At 40.5% G+C, this 21,052-nt stretch carries 17 protein-coding genes; 5 read left to right on the top strand and 12 right to left on the bottom strand.

The window, feature by feature from the left end:
- Nucleotides 1-52 precede the first annotated feature (52 nt).
- Both CLI64_RS24910 and apcB read right to left on the bottom strand, forming a co-directional pair.
- Complete coding sequence (locus CLI64_RS24910; RefSeq protein WP_103139750.1) at nt 53-628, bottom strand: Uma2 family endonuclease; 576 nt, start codon at nt 626-628, stop codon at nt 53-55.
- A 219-nt stretch (nt 629-847) separates the two neighbouring features.
- Nucleotides 848-1,357, bottom strand: a complete 510-nt coding sequence (gene apcB / locus CLI64_RS24905; protein WP_103139749.1) for an allophycocyanin subunit beta — start codon at nt 1,355-1,357, stop codon at nt 848-850.
- Nucleotides 1,358-1,717: 360 nt separating this feature from the next.
- Between apcB and glnA the strand changes: the two genes are divergently transcribed.
- On the top strand, nt 1,718-3,133 hold the full coding sequence (glnA, locus tag CLI64_RS24900) for a type I glutamate--ammonia ligase (protein ID WP_103139748.1): 1,416 nt from the start codon (nt 1,718-1,720) through the stop codon (nt 3,131-3,133).
- Nucleotides 3,134-3,208: 75 nt separating this feature from the next.
- Here glnA and CLI64_RS24895 read toward each other — a convergent pair whose 3' ends face one another.
- Nucleotides 3,209-4,171: a glycosyltransferase family 8 protein gene (locus tag CLI64_RS24895; protein WP_103139747.1), complete on the bottom strand. Its 963-nt coding sequence runs from the start codon at nt 4,169-4,171 to the stop codon at nt 3,209-3,211.
- Between the two features lie 282 nt (nt 4,172-4,453).
- Nucleotides 4,454-4,657 (bottom strand): hypothetical protein, encoded by a 204-nt coding sequence (locus CLI64_RS24890; RefSeq protein WP_103139746.1) that lies wholly within the window; start codon nt 4,655-4,657, stop codon nt 4,454-4,456.
- A 441-nt stretch (nt 4,658-5,098) separates the two neighbouring features.
- On the opposite strand from CLI64_RS24890, the gene CLI64_RS24885 reads away from it, so the two are divergent.
- Complete coding sequence (locus CLI64_RS24885) at nt 5,099-5,995, top strand: ferritin-like domain-containing protein (RefSeq protein ID WP_103139745.1); 897 nt, start codon at nt 5,099-5,101, stop codon at nt 5,993-5,995.
- 482 nt (nt 5,996-6,477) lie between these two features.
- Here CLI64_RS24885 and patX read toward each other — a convergent pair whose 3' ends face one another.
- The gene (gene patX / locus CLI64_RS24875) at nt 6,478-6,708 is read right to left on the bottom strand and encodes a heterocyst-inhibiting protein PatX (RefSeq protein WP_103139743.1); all 231 of its coding nucleotides are present in this window, start codon (nt 6,706-6,708) and stop codon (nt 6,478-6,480) included.
- 103 nt (nt 6,709-6,811) lie between these two features.
- Complete coding sequence (locus CLI64_RS24870; RefSeq protein WP_103139742.1) at nt 6,812-8,587, bottom strand: FAD-dependent oxidoreductase; 1,776 nt, start codon at nt 8,585-8,587, stop codon at nt 6,812-6,814.
- Nucleotides 8,588-8,789: 202 nt separating this feature from the next.
- On the opposite strand from CLI64_RS24870, the gene CLI64_RS24865 reads away from it, so the two are divergent.
- Entirely contained in the window at nt 8,790-9,827 is a 1,038-nt protein-coding gene (locus CLI64_RS24865) for a M50 family metallopeptidase (protein WP_103139741.1), read from the top strand.
- A 188-nt stretch (nt 9,828-10,015) separates the two neighbouring features.
- Here CLI64_RS24865 and CLI64_RS24860 read toward each other — a convergent pair whose 3' ends face one another.
- The 4 genes from CLI64_RS24860 to rpsD all read right to left on the bottom strand — a co-directional run bounded on the left by CLI64_RS24860 (nt 10,016) and on the right by rpsD (nt 14,947).
- Nucleotides 10,016-10,522 carry a hypothetical protein gene (locus CLI64_RS24860; protein WP_103139740.1) on the bottom strand — a complete coding sequence of 169 codons (507 nt, stop codon included), beginning with the start codon at nt 10,520-10,522 and terminating at the stop codon, nt 10,016-10,018.
- Nucleotides 10,523-10,667: 145 nt separating this feature from the next.
- On the bottom strand, nt 10,668-11,702 hold the full coding sequence (mtnA, locus tag CLI64_RS24855) for an S-methyl-5-thioribose-1-phosphate isomerase (RefSeq protein WP_103139739.1): 1,035 nt from the start codon (nt 11,700-11,702) through the stop codon (nt 10,668-10,670).
- 124 nt (nt 11,703-11,826) lie between these two features.
- Complete coding sequence (locus CLI64_RS24850; RefSeq protein WP_103139738.1) at nt 11,827-13,857, bottom strand: cation:proton antiporter; 2,031 nt, start codon at nt 13,855-13,857, stop codon at nt 11,827-11,829.
- 481 nt (nt 13,858-14,338) lie between these two features.
- Nucleotides 14,339-14,947 carry a 30S ribosomal protein S4 gene (rpsD, locus tag CLI64_RS24845; RefSeq protein WP_103139737.1) on the bottom strand — a complete coding sequence of 203 codons (609 nt, stop codon included), beginning with the start codon at nt 14,945-14,947 and terminating at the stop codon, nt 14,339-14,341.
- Between the two features lie 317 nt (nt 14,948-15,264).
- On the opposite strand from rpsD, the gene CLI64_RS24840 reads away from it, so the two are divergent.
- Nucleotides 15,265-15,795, top strand: a complete 531-nt coding sequence (locus tag CLI64_RS24840) for a hypothetical protein (RefSeq protein ID WP_103139736.1) — start codon at nt 15,265-15,267, stop codon at nt 15,793-15,795.
- Between the two features lie 524 nt (nt 15,796-16,319).
- Here CLI64_RS24840 and hetR read toward each other — a convergent pair.
- Nucleotides 16,320-17,219 (bottom strand): heterocyst differentiation master regulator HetR, encoded by a 900-nt coding sequence (gene hetR, locus CLI64_RS24835; RefSeq protein ID WP_103139735.1) that lies wholly within the window; start codon nt 17,217-17,219, stop codon nt 16,320-16,322.
- A gap of 371 nt (nt 17,220-17,590) precedes the next feature.
- On the opposite strand from hetR, the gene CLI64_RS31705 reads away from it, so the two are divergent.
- Complete coding sequence (locus tag CLI64_RS31705; protein ID WP_225977427.1) at nt 17,591-17,767, top strand: hypothetical protein; 177 nt, start codon at nt 17,591-17,593, stop codon at nt 17,765-17,767.
- 587 nt (nt 17,768-18,354) lie between these two features.
- On the opposite strand, the gene CLI64_RS24830 is transcribed toward CLI64_RS31705, so the two are convergent.
- Nucleotides 18,355-20,604: a DMT family transporter gene (locus CLI64_RS24830; protein WP_103139734.1), complete on the bottom strand. Its 2,250-nt coding sequence runs from the start codon at nt 20,602-20,604 to the stop codon at nt 18,355-18,357.
- Nucleotides 20,605-21,052 lie beyond the last annotated feature (448 nt).

Raw genomic sequence — 21,052 nt, 5'->3', positions numbered from 1 at the left:
TACATAGTTTACTAAATAATGAGCAAGCGTACCTTAATTTTTTAAGGACAGGTTAACTGACAAAAACTACATCCTCATAAAGTGCAGCCATTGTCCCCTCAAATTTTACACTGTTGAGACTGAATGATTCCTGTGCTGATGTGTATGATTGCAAAATCCACAATCCTGGTTCGTTCCGCCGAAAACATTCAACCCGTTGACGTTTAGTGTTAATTAAAACGTACTCTTGTAAACTTTCTAAAACTTGATAATCCGCGAATTTATCACCCCTATCAAAAGCCTCTGTAGAATCAGATAAAACCTCAACGATTAGGCAAGGAAATCTTTTATAGTTTGGTGTTTCTTGGTCACGTTGGTCACAAGTTACCATCACGTCAGGATAATAAAAGCGATTTAAAGACTCAATTCGAGCTTTCATATCACTCATATAAACGCGACAACCAGAACCGCGTACATGATTCCTCAGAAGTGCAAATAAGTTTCCTGCAATAGTAACGTGGGGGTCACTTGCACCAGCCATTGCGTAGATATAGCCATTAATATATTCGTGTTTTTCTTGACCTTGTTCCTCTAGTTGTAAGTATTCTTCCGGCGTGACGAGGTAATTTTCTTGAGGGGAAGCAATCATAATCTCAATTTTTTAAGTTTTGAGCGATATCACTTGGCGATATCCTAACATCTGCAAGTAATTTAAGAATTGCAACAAAAAAAGCGATCGCCTGACTAACTCTAGAGGACAAGCGATCGCTTCACAAAAATTTAGATAAAAGGCACAGTGCTGAGTCTTGAGTGCTGAATCTTGAGAAAAACATCCCAGTACCCAGTCCCCAATCCCCAGTCCCTCTGCTTACACATCCTGTTCGCTTAATTCACGAGTGATGTGGTCAAAAGGCTCATCAACAAAAGCAGTGTTAGCAACACCAGCAGCAGCTACCTGTTCTTTCACCAAATCCTTGAGAATCTGTACACCACGAACTGTGGGAGCAATAGGCACACTCAAAGAATTGTAAGTTTCTCTGAGGCCTTGCAGCACACGCTCGTCTAAAACATTGGTATTACCAGCAACCAGCGCGTATGTAGCGTAGCGCAGGTAGTAGTCCATATCCCGCAAACAAGCTGCGTAACGGCGAGTTGTATAAGCGTTACCACCAGGACGAATCAGTTCTGGCAGTTCTTCAAACAACTTAGCACCAGCTTGCTTCACTAGTGCAGCCGCATTGGAGTTAATTGCAGCCGCAGCTTGCACGCGAGCTGTACCACTCTCAAAATAGGATTTCAAGCTATCAATCGCATCCCGGTCAAAATAACGACCAGTTACGTCATAATTCTTAATTAAGGTTGTTACCGCGTCACGCATTCATTCTTCTCCCAATCGTTGCTATCTTGGTTTGATATTTATTTGGCTGCACTTACGCACCAGTAAATTTTTGTGCTATTTAAATATAGATTTGGCACAAAAACCATCTTTCCATTATTTATGGATTCTATGTCAAAGTTGACCCCTCTGAGATTAACTTTCCCCCTTTTGTGCAGATGTCGAAAGAAAGGTTAATATTACCTGTAATCCAGAGAATCTGTAACAAAGGCTACAAAACTCTCTAATGTTGAGAATCTACGATATTTCAGGTGTGTCACAACTTTGTTCCGCTCAGTAGGGTCAGGATGCTTTGGCAAGATTCTGGTTTGACGTTAAGAAATTGGCAGAGAAGGAGTAAAAATGACAACCCCACAAGAAGTCTTGAAGCTGATTAAAGACCAAAACATCCAGATGATTGACTTGAAATTCGTCGATACACTCGGCACTTGGCAGCACCTCACCGTGTACCAAGACCAAATTGACGAAAGTTCATTCTCTGATGGTGTACCCTTCGACGGTTCCAGCATTCGGGGTTGGAAAGGCATCGAAGAATCAGACATGACAATGGTGCTAGATCCTAACACTGCTTGGATCGACCCATTCATGGAAGAGCCAACATTAAGTATTGTTTGTAGCATCAAAGAACCTCGTACTGGCGAATGGTATAACCGTTGCCCACGGGTTATTGCCCAAAAAGCAATAGACTACTTGGTTTCTACCGGTCTTGGTGACACAGCTTTCTTTGGCCCTGAAGCTGAATTCTTCATTTTTGATGATGTCCGCTATGACCAAACTGCCAACGAGGGATACTACCACGTAGATTCTGTAGAAGGCCGTTGGAATTTCGGTAGAAAAGAAAGCCCCAACCTTGGTTACAAAACTCGCTTCAAAGAAGGTTACTTCCCAGTTTCGCCAACAGACACATTCCAAGACATGCGGACAGAAATGCTGTTGACGATGGCAAAACTAGGTGTGCCTATTGAAAAGCATCACCACGAAGTAGCTACCGGTGGCCAGTGTGAATTGGGCTTCCGCTTTGGGAAGTTAATCGAAGCGGCTGACTGGTTGATGACTTACAAATATGTCATCAAAAACGTTGCTAAAAAATATGGCAGAACCGTTACCTTCATGCCCAAACCAGTATTTGGCGATAATGGTTCTGGTATGCACACCCACCAGTCTATTTGGAAAGACGGTAAACCTCTGTTTGCCGGCGACAAGTATGCTGGCTTGAGTGACATGGCACTGTACTACATTGGTGGTATTCTCAAACACGCACCAGCATTGTTGGCTATCACCAACCCCTCCACCAACTCCTACAAGCGTCTAGTACCTGGCTATGAAGCACCAGTAAACCTGGCTTACTCCCAAGGTAATCGTTCTGCTTCTGTTCGTATTCCTCTGTCTGGTACTAACCCCAAAGCCAAGCGTTTAGAGTTCCGTTGTCCAGACGCTACTTCTAACCCCTACTTGGCATTTGCAGCGATGCTGTGTGCTGGTATCGATGGTATCAAGAACAAAATCCATCCTGGTGAACCTTTAGATAAAAATATCTATGAACTCTCTCCAGAAGAACTGGCGAAAGTTCCTTCCACCCCCGGTTCTCTAGAATTGGCATTGGAAGCACTGGAGAATGACCACGCCTTCTTGACAGAATCAGGCGTATTCACTGAAGACTTTATCCAAAACTGGATTGATTACAAGCTAGCTAACGAAGTTAAACAGTTACAATTGCGTCCTCATCCCTATGAGTTCTACCTCTATTACGACGTTTAATTAACATTTGTTGGCAACCTATAATTCCAGAAATAATTTAGCCACCCTTTTGGGTGGCTTTTTTCAATCAGCTAGCTAAGATTTGATTAATTCTTTAAAGAGAAATTTAACTTTCTGTTTGAAGGAAATATATAGTTTGGAAACAGGATCTAGGTTTTGCTGTCTTTGTTTTTTGGCTAATTGTTCATCTTGCCAAGTAGACCAAATCTTACTATCCAAATGCTCAAAAAATAAACTCTTTTGGGGATGACTACAATTCTCGTGCCAAGGTTTATCACGAGAAGCAAAATGCACAATAAAAGGATGATGCACCAGATGATCATATTCCTCTTCACTAAAAGGGCTATTTTGCCAAGAGGGATATTTAAAGAGGTATGGCATTTGATTCCATCGGGAATCAATAGCTTCCCATTGACCTGCTAAAACTGCGTTCATGGCATCTTGGTCATGCCAACGAATATACTTTTTGTATTTATCTAAATATGCAAAGATTTTTTGACTGGTTTTCTCTTGTCGCCATTTTTTAAGATTCATCACCAGTACACCAGAATTAAAGTATTTGCAGTCAGGTGCAAGACCTAATTCTTGATAATTAATCAGTCCTCTGGGTGAGGAAACATAGGTTGCTCCCATATCTGGTATTGCCAAAAGATAGTTATCTTGAATATCAAGATTCCACAGTTCTTGCAAACTGCATCTCACAATGACATCACTATCTAGATAAATGGCTTTATCAATTTCTGGTGGTAAAAGTTCTGGGATTAAAATCCGGTAATAGGCGGCAATAGTAATACTAGAAGATGTCTGTAGGTGCTTAAATTTTGATTTTTTGACCTTCAGCCACTTGAGACTAACTTGCTCAGATTTGAGATTTTGGATAATTCTGCTTTTATTAACTCGACTAATCCCACCATCTATAACATAGAGAACTAAGTGCTGTTCATTAGTGAGATTAGCCACAACTGAACGAGTAGTTGCAGCTAGAGGCATAGAAAAGTTATCGTCCGCAGCACAAACTAGACAAATTGAGTTACCCATCGATCTTCAACCTACAACATACACTCGGCAGTTCAGTGAAAATATCAACGGTATGTTTTCTGGTAAACACCGCTATTTCCGGGCATCAGAGTAAAAATTACAGAATGCGATCGCACCATCTTCAACGAAACATACAATTTATGTTGATTCTATGAAGAAAATGTCCGTAATTTCCGCTTCAGCCTCAGATATTTTCCTTGATCTGGGGTGTATGTCAATAGATCAAAGGAAGTAATTTCTCGTACAAATTACTTCCCTTGGCTGCAAACACTGATCAAAAATCTAGCTCATTGCTGCATTACTACGACCGTAGATTGCTCTGGTTGTGGGGTCAATCTTTCCTTGAATGGGATTCCAATAGTGGGACATTTCTTCAGCAGGAAGACCGAGTTCTTGTGCTGCGCGCATCAACATCGATTGTTGACGATTCTTAACTTGCTGATATTGACGCATCATAATCGCGCGAGATTTTTCTTGAATAGACATAACACAGGCTCCCTATGGATTTAGAAATATTGGATTAATTTGTATTCCTCTCTATTAATTAGATTAGCAAAAATTCTGTAACATAAACTACCAAATTGAATTTTTGTTATATTTTTTAACATTTGTGTAATTTTGCTGACTATGTTTTTCTGCTTGGGTTACTGCTAAAATTCATATTTAGTCAAGACTGTAGGAAATACTTATCTATAGCTAGATGATCTGGTCGTTACGTTTGTTTACATAATTTCAGACAGAAATATCAATATTTCATAACTAAATTAAGATTTACTACTACATCAGCCATTTTTCAGCTTGCTGGAATCAAGTTAGGTCTTATTCTCTGGAGAAAAAAATTAAAATGGGAAATTAGTTTAAGATCCCTATTGTGAATAAATGTTACTTTCTGACATCCAACACAGTTAAGAAATTTGCCCTTAAACCATGACAGTAGCTTATCCACGGAAATTTCAGAATACATTGAGTGCGCGGGACGTACTCAAACAAGTAGTGAGCGATCGCGAGATTCACCTGATCACCCTGAACCGCTATCGTTATAGTGAGCAGCGTAGCTGTAAAGACTTAACAGACGTAATTGAAAGACTCAACGGTAAACCACCGGAACTGATTCGAGATTTATCCCATCACATCGCTGATGAAGCTCGTCATGCTATGTGGTTAACTGATTTACTAGTAGACTTAGGTGCAAATGTCGGTACACCCCCTGGTTCTTCTTACATAGAAGAATTTGAGAGATTACTAGACAGCGAACAGTATGATCCTGCTCAAGACCTAGATAGTTTTCTCATTTCTGCTATTGCCGCCATTAATGTCACCGAAAAAAGGGGTTGTGAGTATTTTTCGGCTCATATTTACGCTCTCAAACAAGCACCTCAAACAGCAGAAAATATTAAAATCCGCGAAACAATTGAGAAAATTCTGCCAGAAGAAGCGGGACACGTCCGTTGGGGTAATCGTTGGTTAGCACAGATAGCAGATAAGAGTCTTGAACACCGCCAAAAAGTGGAGCAAGCTAAACACAAATACGCCGCCATTGAGCAAGCAGCGTTTGAGTCGGGGATGGATATTACTTTGGGTGCAGAACTCAGACGGGTTGCTAACCTAGTGGAAATCGCCAATACAATGCCAGTATGGGAGCGTCCCCAATATTTCATGGAACGTTTACCGCAAACTTTGTTAGCACCAAACCTACAATTTACCAGAATTCAAGCAGCACAAAGAGCATGGCAACGTGACCCAGAAGCATTTTTTAATAAGTTTGTTCCCATGTTTATTAATGGTGTGCAGAAAAGAGAAAATCAATCTCAAAGTAGCAAGTAAGTAGCCGTCATGAACTGCGTACACAAGAAAACATGAAAAAGTCTTTCCCTTAAACCCTTACACCTCTATACCCCTACACCCCTTTTTCAAGTCAGAATAGGATAAATAATTAAAATTTTTGGCAGAGGAATAAAGATGATTTGTAGATTTCTTTATCTCCTCTGCCTTTTGATGGAAATTAGTTTTTACGCAATTATGGTTGGAGTTGGTGTGACTCTAATAATTAAAAAAGTTTGTGCAGCAACTGCAAATCGATCAATTTTCAATTGGGATGACACCCTGGAAGTAACACCGAGCTTTATGTATCAATGCTCTGAAGATTGGTGATGCTGTCAATCAGACTAATTAGTTGTGAATTGGTAATAAAACCAAAATTTTAAAGGTTTTCTTCTTGCAAAAGATTCTATTAAAAGAGTTCAACAGTGTTGAGTTTGCTTTTTATGGAACAGAAACTAAAGAGCAAACGCCATAGTGACTGAATACTACACACGGAAGTAGTTATTAAACTGAGACCTCATGATATCTCTTCTGCCACTACCACGGTTAGGTGCAGAATCTTCTGGTTGGTTGCGCTTAGGTTTCTTGTGTAGGGAGACAACATTCTGTGTATTCGCAAATGAAGCAAAAAAATTGTTATTTGTCATTTGCGATACATCAAAAGTCAGGGAAACAACTACCAAACTGGAGATTAAAAGTGGAACAGCAGCACGCATTTTAAAATTCTCTCTGTGAACTTTCTTATTTACTGCTACTGAGATTTTTGCAAAGAGTCCGGAAAATTCTAAAAAAAAGTAGTCCTTTTTACTGAAAAATTTTTTAGCTGGGATATAATTTAATGCTTTCTATTAATAACCAGTTACCAGCTTGATTCAGATGGCCCCAAACAGTGATGCGTTGTTGATGAGTTAATTTTTGCAGTTGCGCGTCTATATGCGATCGCCTAGTTACAAGCTGCCAATTTTGCCCCACATTAACAGGTGGAGACGTGATCGTAAAACGGTAATCTTGCTGATTTGCTATTTGGAAAATCCCTGTAAAGCAGTCTGCACTCCGTGTTAATACGAGGTAAGACTCGGAATGATAGTAATTATCAACTGATGAAGCGGGACAGTCGCCATTATATGGATAAGCTTGGGGTTCACGGAGATAATGGGTTTGCCATTGCAGCCATTGGGGATGATGGGGGTCAAGATTAAATAACGGAACAATAGCAGACGGGGCGTGCTGATCCTGTAATAATGCTTCCTGTAAAGCTTTGATGGGTAAATCGCGTGGCTGACAATTTAACTCTACACACATCGCCGCCGCCATTCCTGCGGCTTGACCGATACCCAAAACCACAGGCTGTAATCTCGTTGCACCATTAGCGATGTGAGAGACAGAAATATTTTTTTCACAAACTAATAAACCATCTGTAGTGGTTGGAACGAGACAACGGTAGGGAATAGTAAAGGGTGTCCCTGTCCAGCGTCCTCCCCAACGGATAGATTTGGGTTGTAGTGGTAAGTCAAAACCTGGATAATGATGGTCATTAGCGTAGTTGGCGATCGCAATACTATCAGGGAATAATTCAGCCACTCTACCCCCTGTAACTGGTAGGATGTCTTGTTCTTTTACAGTCGTAAGTCCCACCAAGCGGCGGCTCTCTCTATAATAAGGATGCAAAGCAAAAGCCGAATGGCTATGAGGAAAAACTTGCTCTGCTAAACCGTAACGTCGACCAAGCTGATTTTGAATAAAATGGGCGAAATTTTGGCTATGCCAACGGCATTCCTGTAAAAAATCACTTTTATTTGGTGCTGAATCAATTAATCTTCCTACCCCTTCACCGTAGTCATTACCACAAATAGGCCAGTTAATCATCAATAAATTACCCGGCAAGCGACCATAGTTCAAGAATTTCTCTGCACCATATTTTTCCCAAGCACCAACAAACAATGCAGGATCATAATTTGGTGCTGGGGGAATTTCTGGTGCAACATCTGCACCAAAATCTTGCATTAAGACAACCCAAGTCGGTGACTGTACGGGATATTTAGCAGTAATGGCGTTAAATTCAACAGGCGCGCTGAGTTCTTCCCACTCCGACTTTAATTCCCAACCCCAACGGTGAGGTATATCTGCCAAAGCCAGTAAATCTCCTAACTCCGTCCCATCAAGAATCACTTTGGCTTCAACAGTAAAATCTGTAAACCGCACACCAGTAACACAGTTATCTTGCTTGAATACTTCTAGGGGGACTTCTCCAGAAATCCATTGCAGATTTGCTAACTCTTTCACCCAATCAGCAAAAATTTCTGCTCCAATACGGGGATCATAACTAAAAAAGCTCACCCAACTGTTATTTAATCCCCCTGGTTGTCGTTGTTGTAATTCTTGTAAAAATGCTCCCCATATTCCTGTTTGAAACGCCATTAATTCATTGCCATCAGGTGCGGATACTCCAGCAGATGTTAACATTCCCCCCAACCAAGGAAATTCACTCACCAGGATAGTCTTAGCACCGCGACGCGCCGCCTGGATAGCCGCAGCCGTCCCGCCAGTTCCACCACCAACAACTAAGACATCAGTTATATAAGTTTGCTGAACCATAAATAGAAATTTACGTGTGTTTGACCAGGATACATGAGAATTTACCCTGTTGGAACAGCATTTTATTATTAACTAATAGTTGTCTTAGCTGCTACTTCAATAATATTCATTAGGCTGAGATTGCCATTTTTTCGTATTTTTACTTAAAAAAATAATTAACTAACTGGGAATACTAATAGATGAAAACAATGGTATATGGTCAATGGAGTTATTACTTATTGGCATATGGTTTTATTTTTCCATCTTTTGCCATGAAATGGGGCATTTTATAGCGGCTAAAATAGTGGGATTTAATCCCCATTTTGTCAAAATCGGCAGTGGACAGAGGATATTAGACTTCAAATTTTTAGAATCCAAAATAGAATTTTGTTTGATTCCCAGTGGTGGTATTACCTATACCTCTAACTTGAGCTTAGAAAACTTGAAGCCTAAGTTGATATTTATGTATTTAGCCGGGCCAATGATGAATGGTTTATTGTTTATATTCATCATGGTTTTTGGCAAATACGGCAACCTCTTTTTTAATGAATACAATCCAGCAGCCTTTTTAAGTGTATATGAGCTCTTTTTATTTACTGGCAATCTTTTGCCATATGAATCCAATATATACGGCAGGAGTCATCCCACTGATGGTAAACAAATATTAGATGCTTTAACTAAAACTAATGAGCAATTTCTTCAGAAAAAGTTAGGTTTAGCCAGATATACAAAAAATGGAGATGATGCTGCAAATGAATTTTTTAATAACGATTTAAAAACATTACATATATTATATAAAGCTATGGCAGAATTACAAAAACGTAATTTTGACCAAGCGATGCAATTATTTGAGCAAATTTTAATGAATGATCATCTCATCATTAGAGATCAACTTTATATCCTTGATATTTTAGTAACGTTTGTGATTGATCATGAACAAACACAATACCTTCAAAAAGCTGATAAATGGTCTGCTCAAGCATTATCCCTAGCTAGTGATATTAAAACTATTCAAGGAACTAGAGGAGCAATTTTAATAGAATTAGGTAGATACAGTGAAGGTAAAGAAATGCTTTTACCTTTAACAGAAGAAGGAAATGATCTCACTGATATGGCGTACAGTTGTTGCTATATCGCGAAAGCAGACCATTTTTTAGGCAATGCTCATGAGATTAAATATTGGTTAAAGAAAGCTGCCAAAACTGGCACAGCACAGCATATTCTATTAAAAACACAAAAACAACTTAATTGTTTTATATAAAAATCATTTGAGTTGTCACTAGCTCTGATAAGTAGAACGACTAGAAAAAACCAGAATTAAGCAATATAAAAATACTAGATTTCAGTTCGTAGTAAGGACTTTAGTCCTTTTCTGTTTGCGGAGCGTCTCGTAGAGAGAACTAAATTTCTCTCCACAAATATTTAATTATTTACCATGTTCTACTTATTTCACTGATTCTCAGATTCATTGTCTGAAGAATTATCTAAAATTTCCATTTTGGTAATTAAAGATTCATCACGAGTTTTTCCACAAGGTTCAACACTTTGACAATCATTGACTTTGACAACTTCATAGGTAGCACGGACTTTTTGATTTAAAAATTGGCTTTCTTCTGCACAAATTTCAAAAGTTGCACCTACATTATGTTCCGTACCATTTTCATCTATTAAAGTGACATAACATTTCAAATCACCATTGACTAACTCTTTCACTGTGCCAACTTCTGGCTGTGAATTCTCAGCTTCCGTGGGACTATCATTAGGTTCACCACTTTCAGGTGTTTCTGAAGCTGTGACAGTATTCTCTGGGGTACTACTTTCCTGAGTAGGACTTGGTGTTGTTTCTGGCGTTGCTTGAGTGCTAGGAGTCGCCTGTACATTATGATTAATCTCCACATTACAACCACTAATCACCAATGTAGAAATTACAGAAATAGCAATAATTAATTTATTCATAAATATTTGTATGACAAATTATTCTTCTAGATTCGGTTGTCTAGAAAACAAATGATAATGTCAATATATATTTACAAATATTTATTTTAATGACTTGCAAAACCCTGATTAGATAAGAACAAAAAATCTCAAATTTTTCTCTTTCCTATCCCATCTTGGCATTGCTCAATTCATGAGGAGCAAATGCACCATTTTCTGTGATGATGGCGGTAATTAAATCGGCTGGGGTGACATCAAAAGCGGGGTTATAAAATTCCACCCCAGATGGTGTGAGAATGGTATCACCAACTTGATAAATTTCCTCTGGGTGACGTTCTTCAATGGGAATTTGACTCCCATTCGATAACTCAAAATCAATTGTCGAAAGGGGTGCTGCTACAAAAAAAGGAATATTGTGAGCTTTAGCGACGATCGCTAAACTATATGTGCCGATTTTATTAGCAGTGTCACCATTAGCTGCAATCCGATCTGCACCCACAACCACAGCATGAATTAAACCTCGCTGCATACAATGGGCTGCCATATTATCAGTAATTACAGTTACGGGAATACCTTCTTGCACGGCTTCCCAGGCTGTAAGTTTTGCACCTTGTAAGCGGGGACGGGTTTCATCTGCAAACAACCGCGCTAAACGTCCCTCACGCCAAGCAGAACGCACTACACCCAAAGCTGTACCGTAACCAGCAGTAGCCAAAGCCCCAGCATTACAATGAGTTAGGATTGTCAGCTTTGCGGGTGTTTTGGGCAATACTTGCAACCCATGATCCCCCATCGCCTGACAAGTTTGGACATCTTCCGCGTTGATGGCTTGGGCGGTTTGGAGTAAAACCTGTTTAATTTCTTCTACAGTTCCTGGGGTGGTTTGGGCAGTTTGCAGCATTCGAGTAATCGCCCAGAATAAATTTACCGCCGTAGGACGAGTAGCACGTAATAAATCAGCCACTTTTTCTAATTGTGTGAGAAATTCTTGGCGATCGCTAGCGACAATTTCCCGCGCCCCTAAATACATCCCGTAAGCCGCAGCCACACCTATCGCCGGCGCACCCCGCACAATCATTGTTTTAATTGCCTTCGCCATATCTTCGCTACGGTGAATTTCCACCACAGCATACTCATTAGGTAAACGGGTTTGGTCAATTAGTATGACTGAATTATTCTGCCAAATGACGGGGTAAATCATGAATCAATTCAAAATTCAAAATTCAAAATTCAAAATTCAAGAATGCCTAAGTAATAGGAAATGGAATCGGGAATAGAGAATTGAGCTAAACTTTGTTCTGCTTTTCCCCTACACCCATATACCCTTACGGAAAGTAAGCAATAATCATAGCAATTTCTGGGTGATTATGAGCGATCGCTTCTGGTGCTTTACCAAATAAAGCCATGAGTTGGGTTTTGTGTTCGACTCCACCATTTAACAACAGTAAGTCATTGGTTTTGAGTAATCGTGAAACCTGTCTGACGAAATTACCTCGTACTTGTTGAATCGGTGTGTCTGGTGGTAGTTCAACATTGCGTAAATCGCCTGTTTTTACCTTAGCTGAGACAACTTGTAATAACTGAAGAGAGGCTTTGAGTTCTGCGGCTAAACTTTTGGCCAGTTCAATACTTTGGTTAAAAGAATTTTCTCGTGTCTGTTCGGTGGTGAATGCTAACAATACCCGCTTGGTGTGTTCAATAGGTAAAGGAAAACGCGACACCAACACAGGGACGCTGCTACGCTGTACAATCCGGTCTATCACGCTGCCAAATAAGTTTTCTTGATAAGTAGAGTAGCCTTTCCAACCACAAATAATGACGCTGGCTTGTTTTTCTTCTGCTACACGGGCAATACCCTTATCAATAGATTCATCAATTCTCCCAATGGGGTCAACATTTGCCACGGCTGCATGAGCAATCATTTCGGCTGTGGATAATAGTTGGTTTTGTCTGGTTTTCGCTTCTGGGGAAATAGGGGTATTTTCTTCGAGTAAAACATGGAGAGGTAACAGCGTTCCATTGGCTGATTTAGCGAGAATAATCGCTAATTTGAGGAGATTATCTTCTGTACTGGGGTTAGCTACCGGAACTAAAACGCGATCGCCTATATGATCATCTGCTAATTTCTGCACATTCACGGATTCTGATTTGAGTTTGCGTCCCCATTGATTTGTTACCCAAGGCGAAGCAATACAGGTAACTAAAATCATGGCTATTGTGCCATTTACCGTTAATTCATCGACTAGCTTAATGTTATAAGCAACGGTGATGGCTGCCAAAGTTGATGCGGCTTGTGCTACCGATAGCCCAAACATCACCATAATATTGTTAAAATCCAAGCCGAATAACTTACCCGCACCCCAAGCAGGTAGATATTTAGCCACAATAGCCACAGCTACCATCACACCGGATACTAACAGCGATCGCGGATCTTTAATCAAAATCCCAGGGTTCACCAGCATCCCCACGGAAATCAAAAAGAAGGGAACAAATAAGGTATTACCAATAAATTGAATGCGGTTCATCAACGGGCTAAGTTGGGGAATCAGTTGGGTAATGGCTACCCCCGCCAAAAACGCCCCAATAATTGGTTCGATCTGCACCAATTCTGCCCCAAAGGACACCACAAACAAGGTAGCTAAAACAAAGGTAAATTCCGCCCCTTCATCATGACCAAATCTCTGAAAAAACCACTGACCGATACGGGGTACACCCCATAAAGTCAAAAAAGTGTAGACTATCAAGGCTGGGATCAAAAATAACCAAAAACTCAAAGTTAAACTACCTTGATGCGCCCGGACTACTACAGCTAACACCAATAGTGCCAAAATATTAGTAATTAAAGTGCCGCCTAAAGTCGTAGTCAACACTTGAGAACGCATAATACCTAATTTACTGGCAATGGGTAATGCTAGCAGGGTATGGGAAGCAAAACAGGAAGCCACTAAAATTGCGGGTAAAACCCCATAACCAATACTCATCATGGCTACTGTACCCAACACCATCGGTACAGCAAAAGTAGCTAACCCAAAGATTACTGCCTTATCTGCGTTGTATTTCATGTCATCTAAGCTAGTTTCTAGACCAGCCATGAACATGAGAAATAATAAGCCCACAGTGCCTAACAAGACGATGGTACTGTCTCGCGCCAACAATCCCAAGCCATTAGGGCCGACTAACACCCCTGCCAAAATTAAACCTACAATTCCTGGTAGCCGAATTTTCTCAAATAATAGCGGGGCAATTAGCATAATCCCCAAAATCATCAAAAATACTGGTACTGGGTCTTTAATGGGTGTGGATAAAACGGAAGCTATCTGAGCATGAGTTATACCCTGCCAGAAAATTAATTGCATAGTTATTGGGGAGTATATAAGCTGACTCAAATATTAGTACCATGTCAAACAGGCGATCGCATCTCCATTAGAGTCAGCTTTGTATTTATCAGTTCGTCAATTGCTGAGTGAAAATCTCTTTGAGCGACATTACCATTCAATCACAGATAATTTTCAACCATCTCAGGGAAGAATATCATCTGCCAGCTTGCCAAAATACTGAGAAAATCTCAAATTTGTGGAGTAAAAAAGTTTGTAGTCAGGACTTTAGTCCTTAGAACTACAGCATTATTGAAGATTGAGACAGCCAAATCACCACGTTAAACATCGCCAACAACGAAAAGAAATCCTAAGCACAGACATAAAAAAACCGCTAAATTGACAAAGCAGGATCACAAAATTGCCAATCAGCGTTGAAATTTTGATTACAAGGTGGCGAAAAGCATAGTAAACAAACATGAACCCACGCCACACTGCTGTTGCAGTTGGCGATGGGAGTATATCAGGCTTGTCGTGAATAGTATTCCACAACCAGCAGTTCGTTAACTTGGAGAGCTACCCATTCGCGTTCAATAACACCGTTTACTTTAGCTTCCAGTTTGTTTTTATCAAATTCCAAATGATTGGGAAGATTTGCCAAACCAGGATATTGTAAATTCGTTTCCACCAACTTCCGAGATTGCGCTCTGTCTCTGACCGCAATTACTTCTCCAGGACGAATTTGATAGCTGGGGATATTTACTACACGACCGTTAACTGTGACGTGACCATGACTGACCAACTGTCTAGCAGCTGGGATGGTGGGAGCCATACCCAAGCGGAAAACGGTATTATCCAAGCGCATTTCGAGCAATTGCAGCAGCACTTGACCAGTAGAACCAGTTACACGTCTAGCTTTCCGCACATAACGTAGTAACTGCTTTTCGGTTAAACCGTAGTTACAACGGAGTTTTTGCTTTTCTTCTAAACGGACAGCGTATTCAGAACGCTTCTTGCGGTTCTGACCATGCTGACCTGGAGGATAAGCGCGTCTTGCGCTCTTACGAGTTAATCCTGGCAATTCGCCTAAGCGACGTACAATTCTAAGCCGTGGCCCTCTATATCGGGACATGAGTTTCCTTAATCTAATCCTGTTTAAATTTTACCCAGACATACTATTATAAATACTCGCTATTGAGAATTGCAAAAATAATTTTTAGTCAATGGTCAATAGTCAACAGTCGATAGTCATTAGTCATTAGTTTTTCTCCCCCTGCTCCCTGCCCCCCTGCTTTCCCAATCCCCAATCCCCAAAATAAAAGATTTTTCTTCCTGTTCTTTGGTTTTGCCTGATTAGCCAAAGATTTGTTGCACATTTGAGTTAGCATAACTTTGAGTGTTCAGACGATCGCAATGTGCAGAACACAGGTTAGTGGGGGGAAATCCTAAATGGACTGGAAAACTAGTATGATTCGGATGATCGCACCAGTATTAGCTATAGGTGGCTCTGTAGTGATGAGCTTCCCTAGTATGGCTACTACATATAATGATTATCGCGCCTGTACAGGCCGACTTTTAGGTGTTGGCGTAAGTGAGCAAGCGGCTTCACAAGCTTGTGCTGAAGCTTTGCGTCCCACAGACTTATCGGCTTGTGTGGTATTCATTGATCAACGCACAGAAATTAGTGCTAATGATGCCTTAACTACCTGCACCAGAGCCAGACGACCAAAGGAATTAGCTACCTGTGTAGTTTCAGTTAGTAAGAATACTCAAGAAGCAATTAATCCAGATGTGCTGAACTACTGCGGACGCAGTTTACTACCAGTGCGTTTTGCTGAGTGTGTCGTTGGTTTGCGCGCTGAGACAAAGCTTGCGCCTAATGAGGTGTTGAATACCTGTATTAATGGTAGCGATCGCGTGACTGGTTTTGCACCTACTTCACTCTCACCAGTGCAGCCAAACACACCATCCAAATTCTAATGTTGAAGGTCAAACAGTTTTTCAAAGTCTAGGTATCTAAATATTTAGACAACTAATGACCGAATTTTAGATTTTAGATTTCGCCGAAAGTTTTGATCGGATGTTTCCTCCGATCAGAACTTTACCAGGCAGATTTTGCATCTTCACCTCGAAATCCAAAATTTAAAAATCTTCCAAACCCCTGGCTTGATTGCTGGGGATCAATCCAAAATCTAAAAGTAAGTGGCAAGATATAAAATCAGCCCAGTGTAGCGAAAAATTATTACAGTTTGATATATTGATTTTGCAGGTTTCTGAGACGAGTTCTGCTTAACCAAAATCATTAAAACTTAAATCTAGCACAGACGATAGCTATCTGCTAGTTCAGCCAATTTATCCCAAAGTCTGAGATCCCACTTGTTTTGAAGATAGCAAAATCTCGTTTGTAGCTGCTATGCAGATGCTCGTTTGTGATGTTGAGGAACGTTTTCGTGGTGTTACTGATTGTTAGGTTGGTTGCACAAATCACTGTTTTTGATTTGTTTTTAATCTTCTTTTCTGCCAAATACCATCTGTAAAATCATGGGGATACCTCCAGATTGATGATATTTGTCTGCCCAAGCTCTGATGATTTCATCTAATTCCTGCATGGCTTCTTCCCATCTTTCAGGCGGAATATCTAATTCCTCTAAAGCACGCATGGCGTTCGGTCTTCTTTCTGCCCAATCTTTCATCATCCGAAAATATCGGGCAGTATCTTCTACCATGATGTAGGTACGCTCTTGGTCGTCAGCTGGAGCATAAAAGGGACGAGTCAGGGCGTAAAAAGGCATTCCCCAAGGTGAATCGATTCGTGTCACCGTGCCTGAGTAGAGCAGACGACGTTTGATATGCTCTCCTAAGGCCTCACTCAAAGGCATTTGATGTTCTGGTGGCAAGTCTTCTTGCGATCTCTTATGGAGAAATTCAATTAACTCGACAAACTCAAATGATGTGACTAACTGAGCATCGGGTAAATTACTGGGTAATTTCTGCTCAATTTGTTTCTTTTCTTCGCTGGTTAAACTAGTCCCAGGAATTCTGGATCTACCAGGGTGCCAAGGAAACTTCTCCATCCAAACATAGGGAAACTGAATCAGATAGCGGGGTTCTTGTGTACCCAACATCTTTAACAGTTTGCCTTCCATTAAAGCCTGTCTGACTTCCTCAACGATAATTTTGACTCGTTTCGGCTCTAGATGATGCAAATGGCCTGTCATCCGTAGATTTTGACCTTGCTCTAGATAAGTCATATAAATCGCACACTTAGCGGCGGTAGCTGCTGCATCTAAGAACGCGCCATGTCTATGCCCACTTGTCCGCATGGCACTAAAGGCCAGGTATAGCATGATCTGATCCATCGCACTGGGGCCAAGACGTTTGATCAGATCGATATCGTTACTCATAAATTACAAATAGTTGAATACACACTAAGTTAGTTTAAAAAAGTAATTGCAATACACCTAATGGCAGGTGTTCTCTCCACGCCAGAATGTATATTATGGGTTTCGTAACTAATAATTTGTATTCAAATTACCCATTCCTCCATACTGTAGTTCGGTACGAGTAGTAATCGTGAGACTACGAGAATTATTTCTGTATCTTACCGAAAAATAGCGATTTAACTGCCAGAATTTACCCATGATAGCTTTGTCAGGCACTAACGAACTATATAATCTATGGCTCTAATAAGTAACCTACAAGGACTTTCTGCTATATCCGGATTTTCTGTTGCCCTTTATTTAGTAACTCTCTGTAACAATTATCTCCAACAACTTTGGCTATCTACCAAGTTTGGAAGATAGCGTTAATTGAATATAGTTACTGGATTTACCGTTCCAGAACGTTTCAGGTTGTCAGTGACTTGCGGACTCTGGAAAAACTTGCTAATCGGTATATTCTCAGAGACCACAAGGAGCAGTTACTCTCAGATAGCCACTTGGCAACCTATTGAACGTCTAAAAAGTAGGGCGATTTTTCTTACCATGAAGTGCGACATCCCTGCTGATTGGTGGCAAGTGAGTTCCTTGCATAGAGGGAAAATCACAGATGCTTAGTTAGGTAGAGCTTTCGACTGTCGCCATACGGTTTATTTGCTCACAACATAATATTCTATCTTCAGATATCATGTCATTAAAATTATGTGAATTAATTTATTTTTAATCTTTTATTTTTTAATATTTAAACTGGGTCAGCACTAGACAAGGATTCACAAAATCTGATTATCAAAATTCCATGACATTGAGCTTTATGGGACTAAGATAAAACTAAAAAGGATGAATGTTAACTGGGCTAACTTAGTTGGTAATTGTTAAATAGCGATATGAGTAAAATACTTGTCATGGCATAGCTTCAGGTTTTACTCCAGGCTTTCGGTTGCATTTTAATTACCAATTTCTCCATCAATGGTATAAATTCTTTGGTTAAAGATGAACACTAAGAATTTTGTGCATGATGTTGGGAGTTTGAGGGTATCAAAAAGAGAGATGAAATTCCTGCTATCAAAATTTATGGATTAAGACAATAGTTAATACCAGAGAATTAATTTTCTGTTCCAGAGGATGGGTTAGGATTTCTCACTTTACCAAAGCTAAAGGCAGCTGCTCCAAAAGTAACAAATAACACGCCCAAAACTTGAACAATGTTGAGTGTTTCTTGGAGGACTAAGCCAGCAAAAATAACTGTCAAAATCGGTACACCAGCACCAATAACTGCCGATCGCGGCGCACCTAACTTACCAACCCCCAGATGATTGCACACATAGCCGACGAGCGTCAAGACCCCTAAAATCGCTGCACTTAAAACGATTTCCAGTACCTTAGAGGGATCAACGGCAAGACTCCAATTATTGGGTAAAGGCAACATTAAAAAGATGAAACTCAAAGCCAACATAGTGGCGAAGTTGACAAATGTCAAAGAGACGGGATGTATTTTAGTGGCACAAGCTCTAGTTAAGAGCAAATAACAAGCAAAAGCTATTCCAGCTAAGATTGCCGTGATCCCTCCCAGTAAATTATTGTTATTCATGCCGCTAGCAATGAAAGCACCGCCAAACACCAGTAATTCCCCGCCAAAGATGGCACCTAAAGCGGTAGTGCGGAAACCACTGGGGCGATCGCGCAACAAAAACCAAGATAAAAGACTGACAATGACGGGATAAATAAAGAATAGAGCGATCGCTGTTCCTGTAGCGACTTGACCAATGGCAAAGTAAATCAAAACCTGGGATAAAAACAAAAAGCAACCACTAGCGATAATTAACTGCAAACCGCTTTGTCGCCTACTACGGGGAGAACCAGAATTTTTCCCAAAAGATTGCTTGAGGGTTTGTAAGTCCTCCCAGACTTGGGGGTGCATCATAGGAGCTAACAGCATCATCAATGGTACTACCACCATCAAGCGCAAAGTGAGAATTAACATAATATTTCCCACTGTTGGTGCAATTAAGCCAGCAATTTCCAAGACAGCCGAGGTTGTTTGAGAGGTTTTATAAAACATCCCCTTGATAGCAACGTTGTACAGTGATGACATCACAGCCGACGCAACTATCAGCAAAAAACCAATCTGAACTGTAGATAAATTAGAAGAACGACGGGATCTAGCTGGCGGCGGTGATGATCCCCGTTTTGATGATGGTCTAACTACAGGAGCCGGATTTTCCTTAGTTGGGACATCTGCTTGCAGTACAGAAATCGGCTCTTGAGCCTTTTCCTGATTAGATGGGGGTTTGGGTTGAGTTACTGCAACAGGTTCTGGCAGTTTTTCTGGTGGTGGGGATGTAATCTGAGTCTCAGGTATTGACGGCTGCAATACAGAAATCGGTTCTGGTGGCTGCAAAGATGGAATTTCTATAGGGGTGATCTCTGGTGCAGAGATTTCTGGCTGTAGCACAGAAATTGGTTCTGGTGGTGGAGATTTGACTTCACTGGGTGGTGTAACTGTAGATGTAACAGGTTGCTGTGCAGGTGGAGGAATGATAACTGGTGCGGAGGGAGCAGTTATAGATTCTTGAGGTTCTATCGGTTGGGAAAAAACCTGCTCTACTGTTTGAGAGGCTTGTAAAGCTGTATTAGATGGGACTTCCGCAGGTTGGATGACTGTAGGGGGAGATAAGTTAACGACAGGACTAACATTAGAAGATGGAACTTCTGCCGGTTGGATGACTGTAGGTAGAGATGATTTAGCGGCTAGCTGTGAAGCTTCTTGAATAGTTTGACTGAGTTCATTACGCAGCTGACTGACAAAGTCTTCTAGAATAGTTTCCCCTTGCTGCTGCTGATTGTACATCCGCGACAACTGTTGGGAAAGATTGTTTTGATAATTTTTGAGTTCTTGTTGTAGGGAATTAAAAGTGATGGTGAGGTTATCGTCTAGATTACCCAGCATTTTTTCTGCTTGCTCTAAGTTGTTATTCTCAGAGTTCACGACTTGAGCCGACTTGAGAGCAGCAATTTGACTTTCGGTTTGGCTAGCAATCTTCGCTAAAGAAGATTGCAGTTGAGAACAAATGTGTTTAGCTAGAGCTTCTGACAGCTGCCGGATTAACACCTGCTGTTCTGTAATTCGTCTAACTTCTTGTAAATGTTCTTTCTCTTCAATTAATTGGTTAATTTCCTCAGATAAACGCTCTTTTTCGCCTTGCAATCTTTTAATTTCATCTTGTAAGGACTTAAGTAAACTTTGTTGGATACTTTCTAAATCCTCAACGACAGCCCACAGAGCTGATTCTGCGGCTCTGGAGATGTCGCCTCTGACTCTTGGGTTGTCTGGTCGCTTCTCAAATCGCCCCATTAGTTTCTAACCTCTATACACCTTGACGATAAAGCTGCTTCTTGTCAAATTGCGTGGTGCTAATACTAAGTTTCTGGTATTTTGTCAAATTAAAGAAAAAATCTTAACAGGACTTACGGATATCAACGCCATTTTGTCATGCTTACCCCAGTATTGGCAAAGCATACTATTTGACCCTCCGAATTTTAGATTTTGGATTTTTCCTGATGGTTCAAGCCGGATTCCTATTGGTAAAACAAATCTCAAGTCCCCAAGCTGTCACCTCAGAGTGGGTGTAATCATGCCAAAACCTTAAATCTAAAATCCTAATTTGGTTAACTCACAGCTTATTTATACTGCGTCTGTTTTCAGATCACAGAATAATTTGTCACTCATCAGTCTGATTTTCTGTTCGGTTTGCCTCAGTAAGATTTTTTCAGAGGAAAATTTATGACTCGTTATCAATAAT

The sequence above is a fragment of the Nostoc sp. CENA543 genome (assembly GCF_002896875.1).
Lineage (GTDB): Bacteria > Cyanobacteriota > Cyanobacteriia > Cyanobacteriales > Nostocaceae > Trichormus.
The sequence above is the reverse complement of the archived record's forward strand: the minus strand, read 5'-3'. Positions and strand labels throughout refer to the sequence as shown.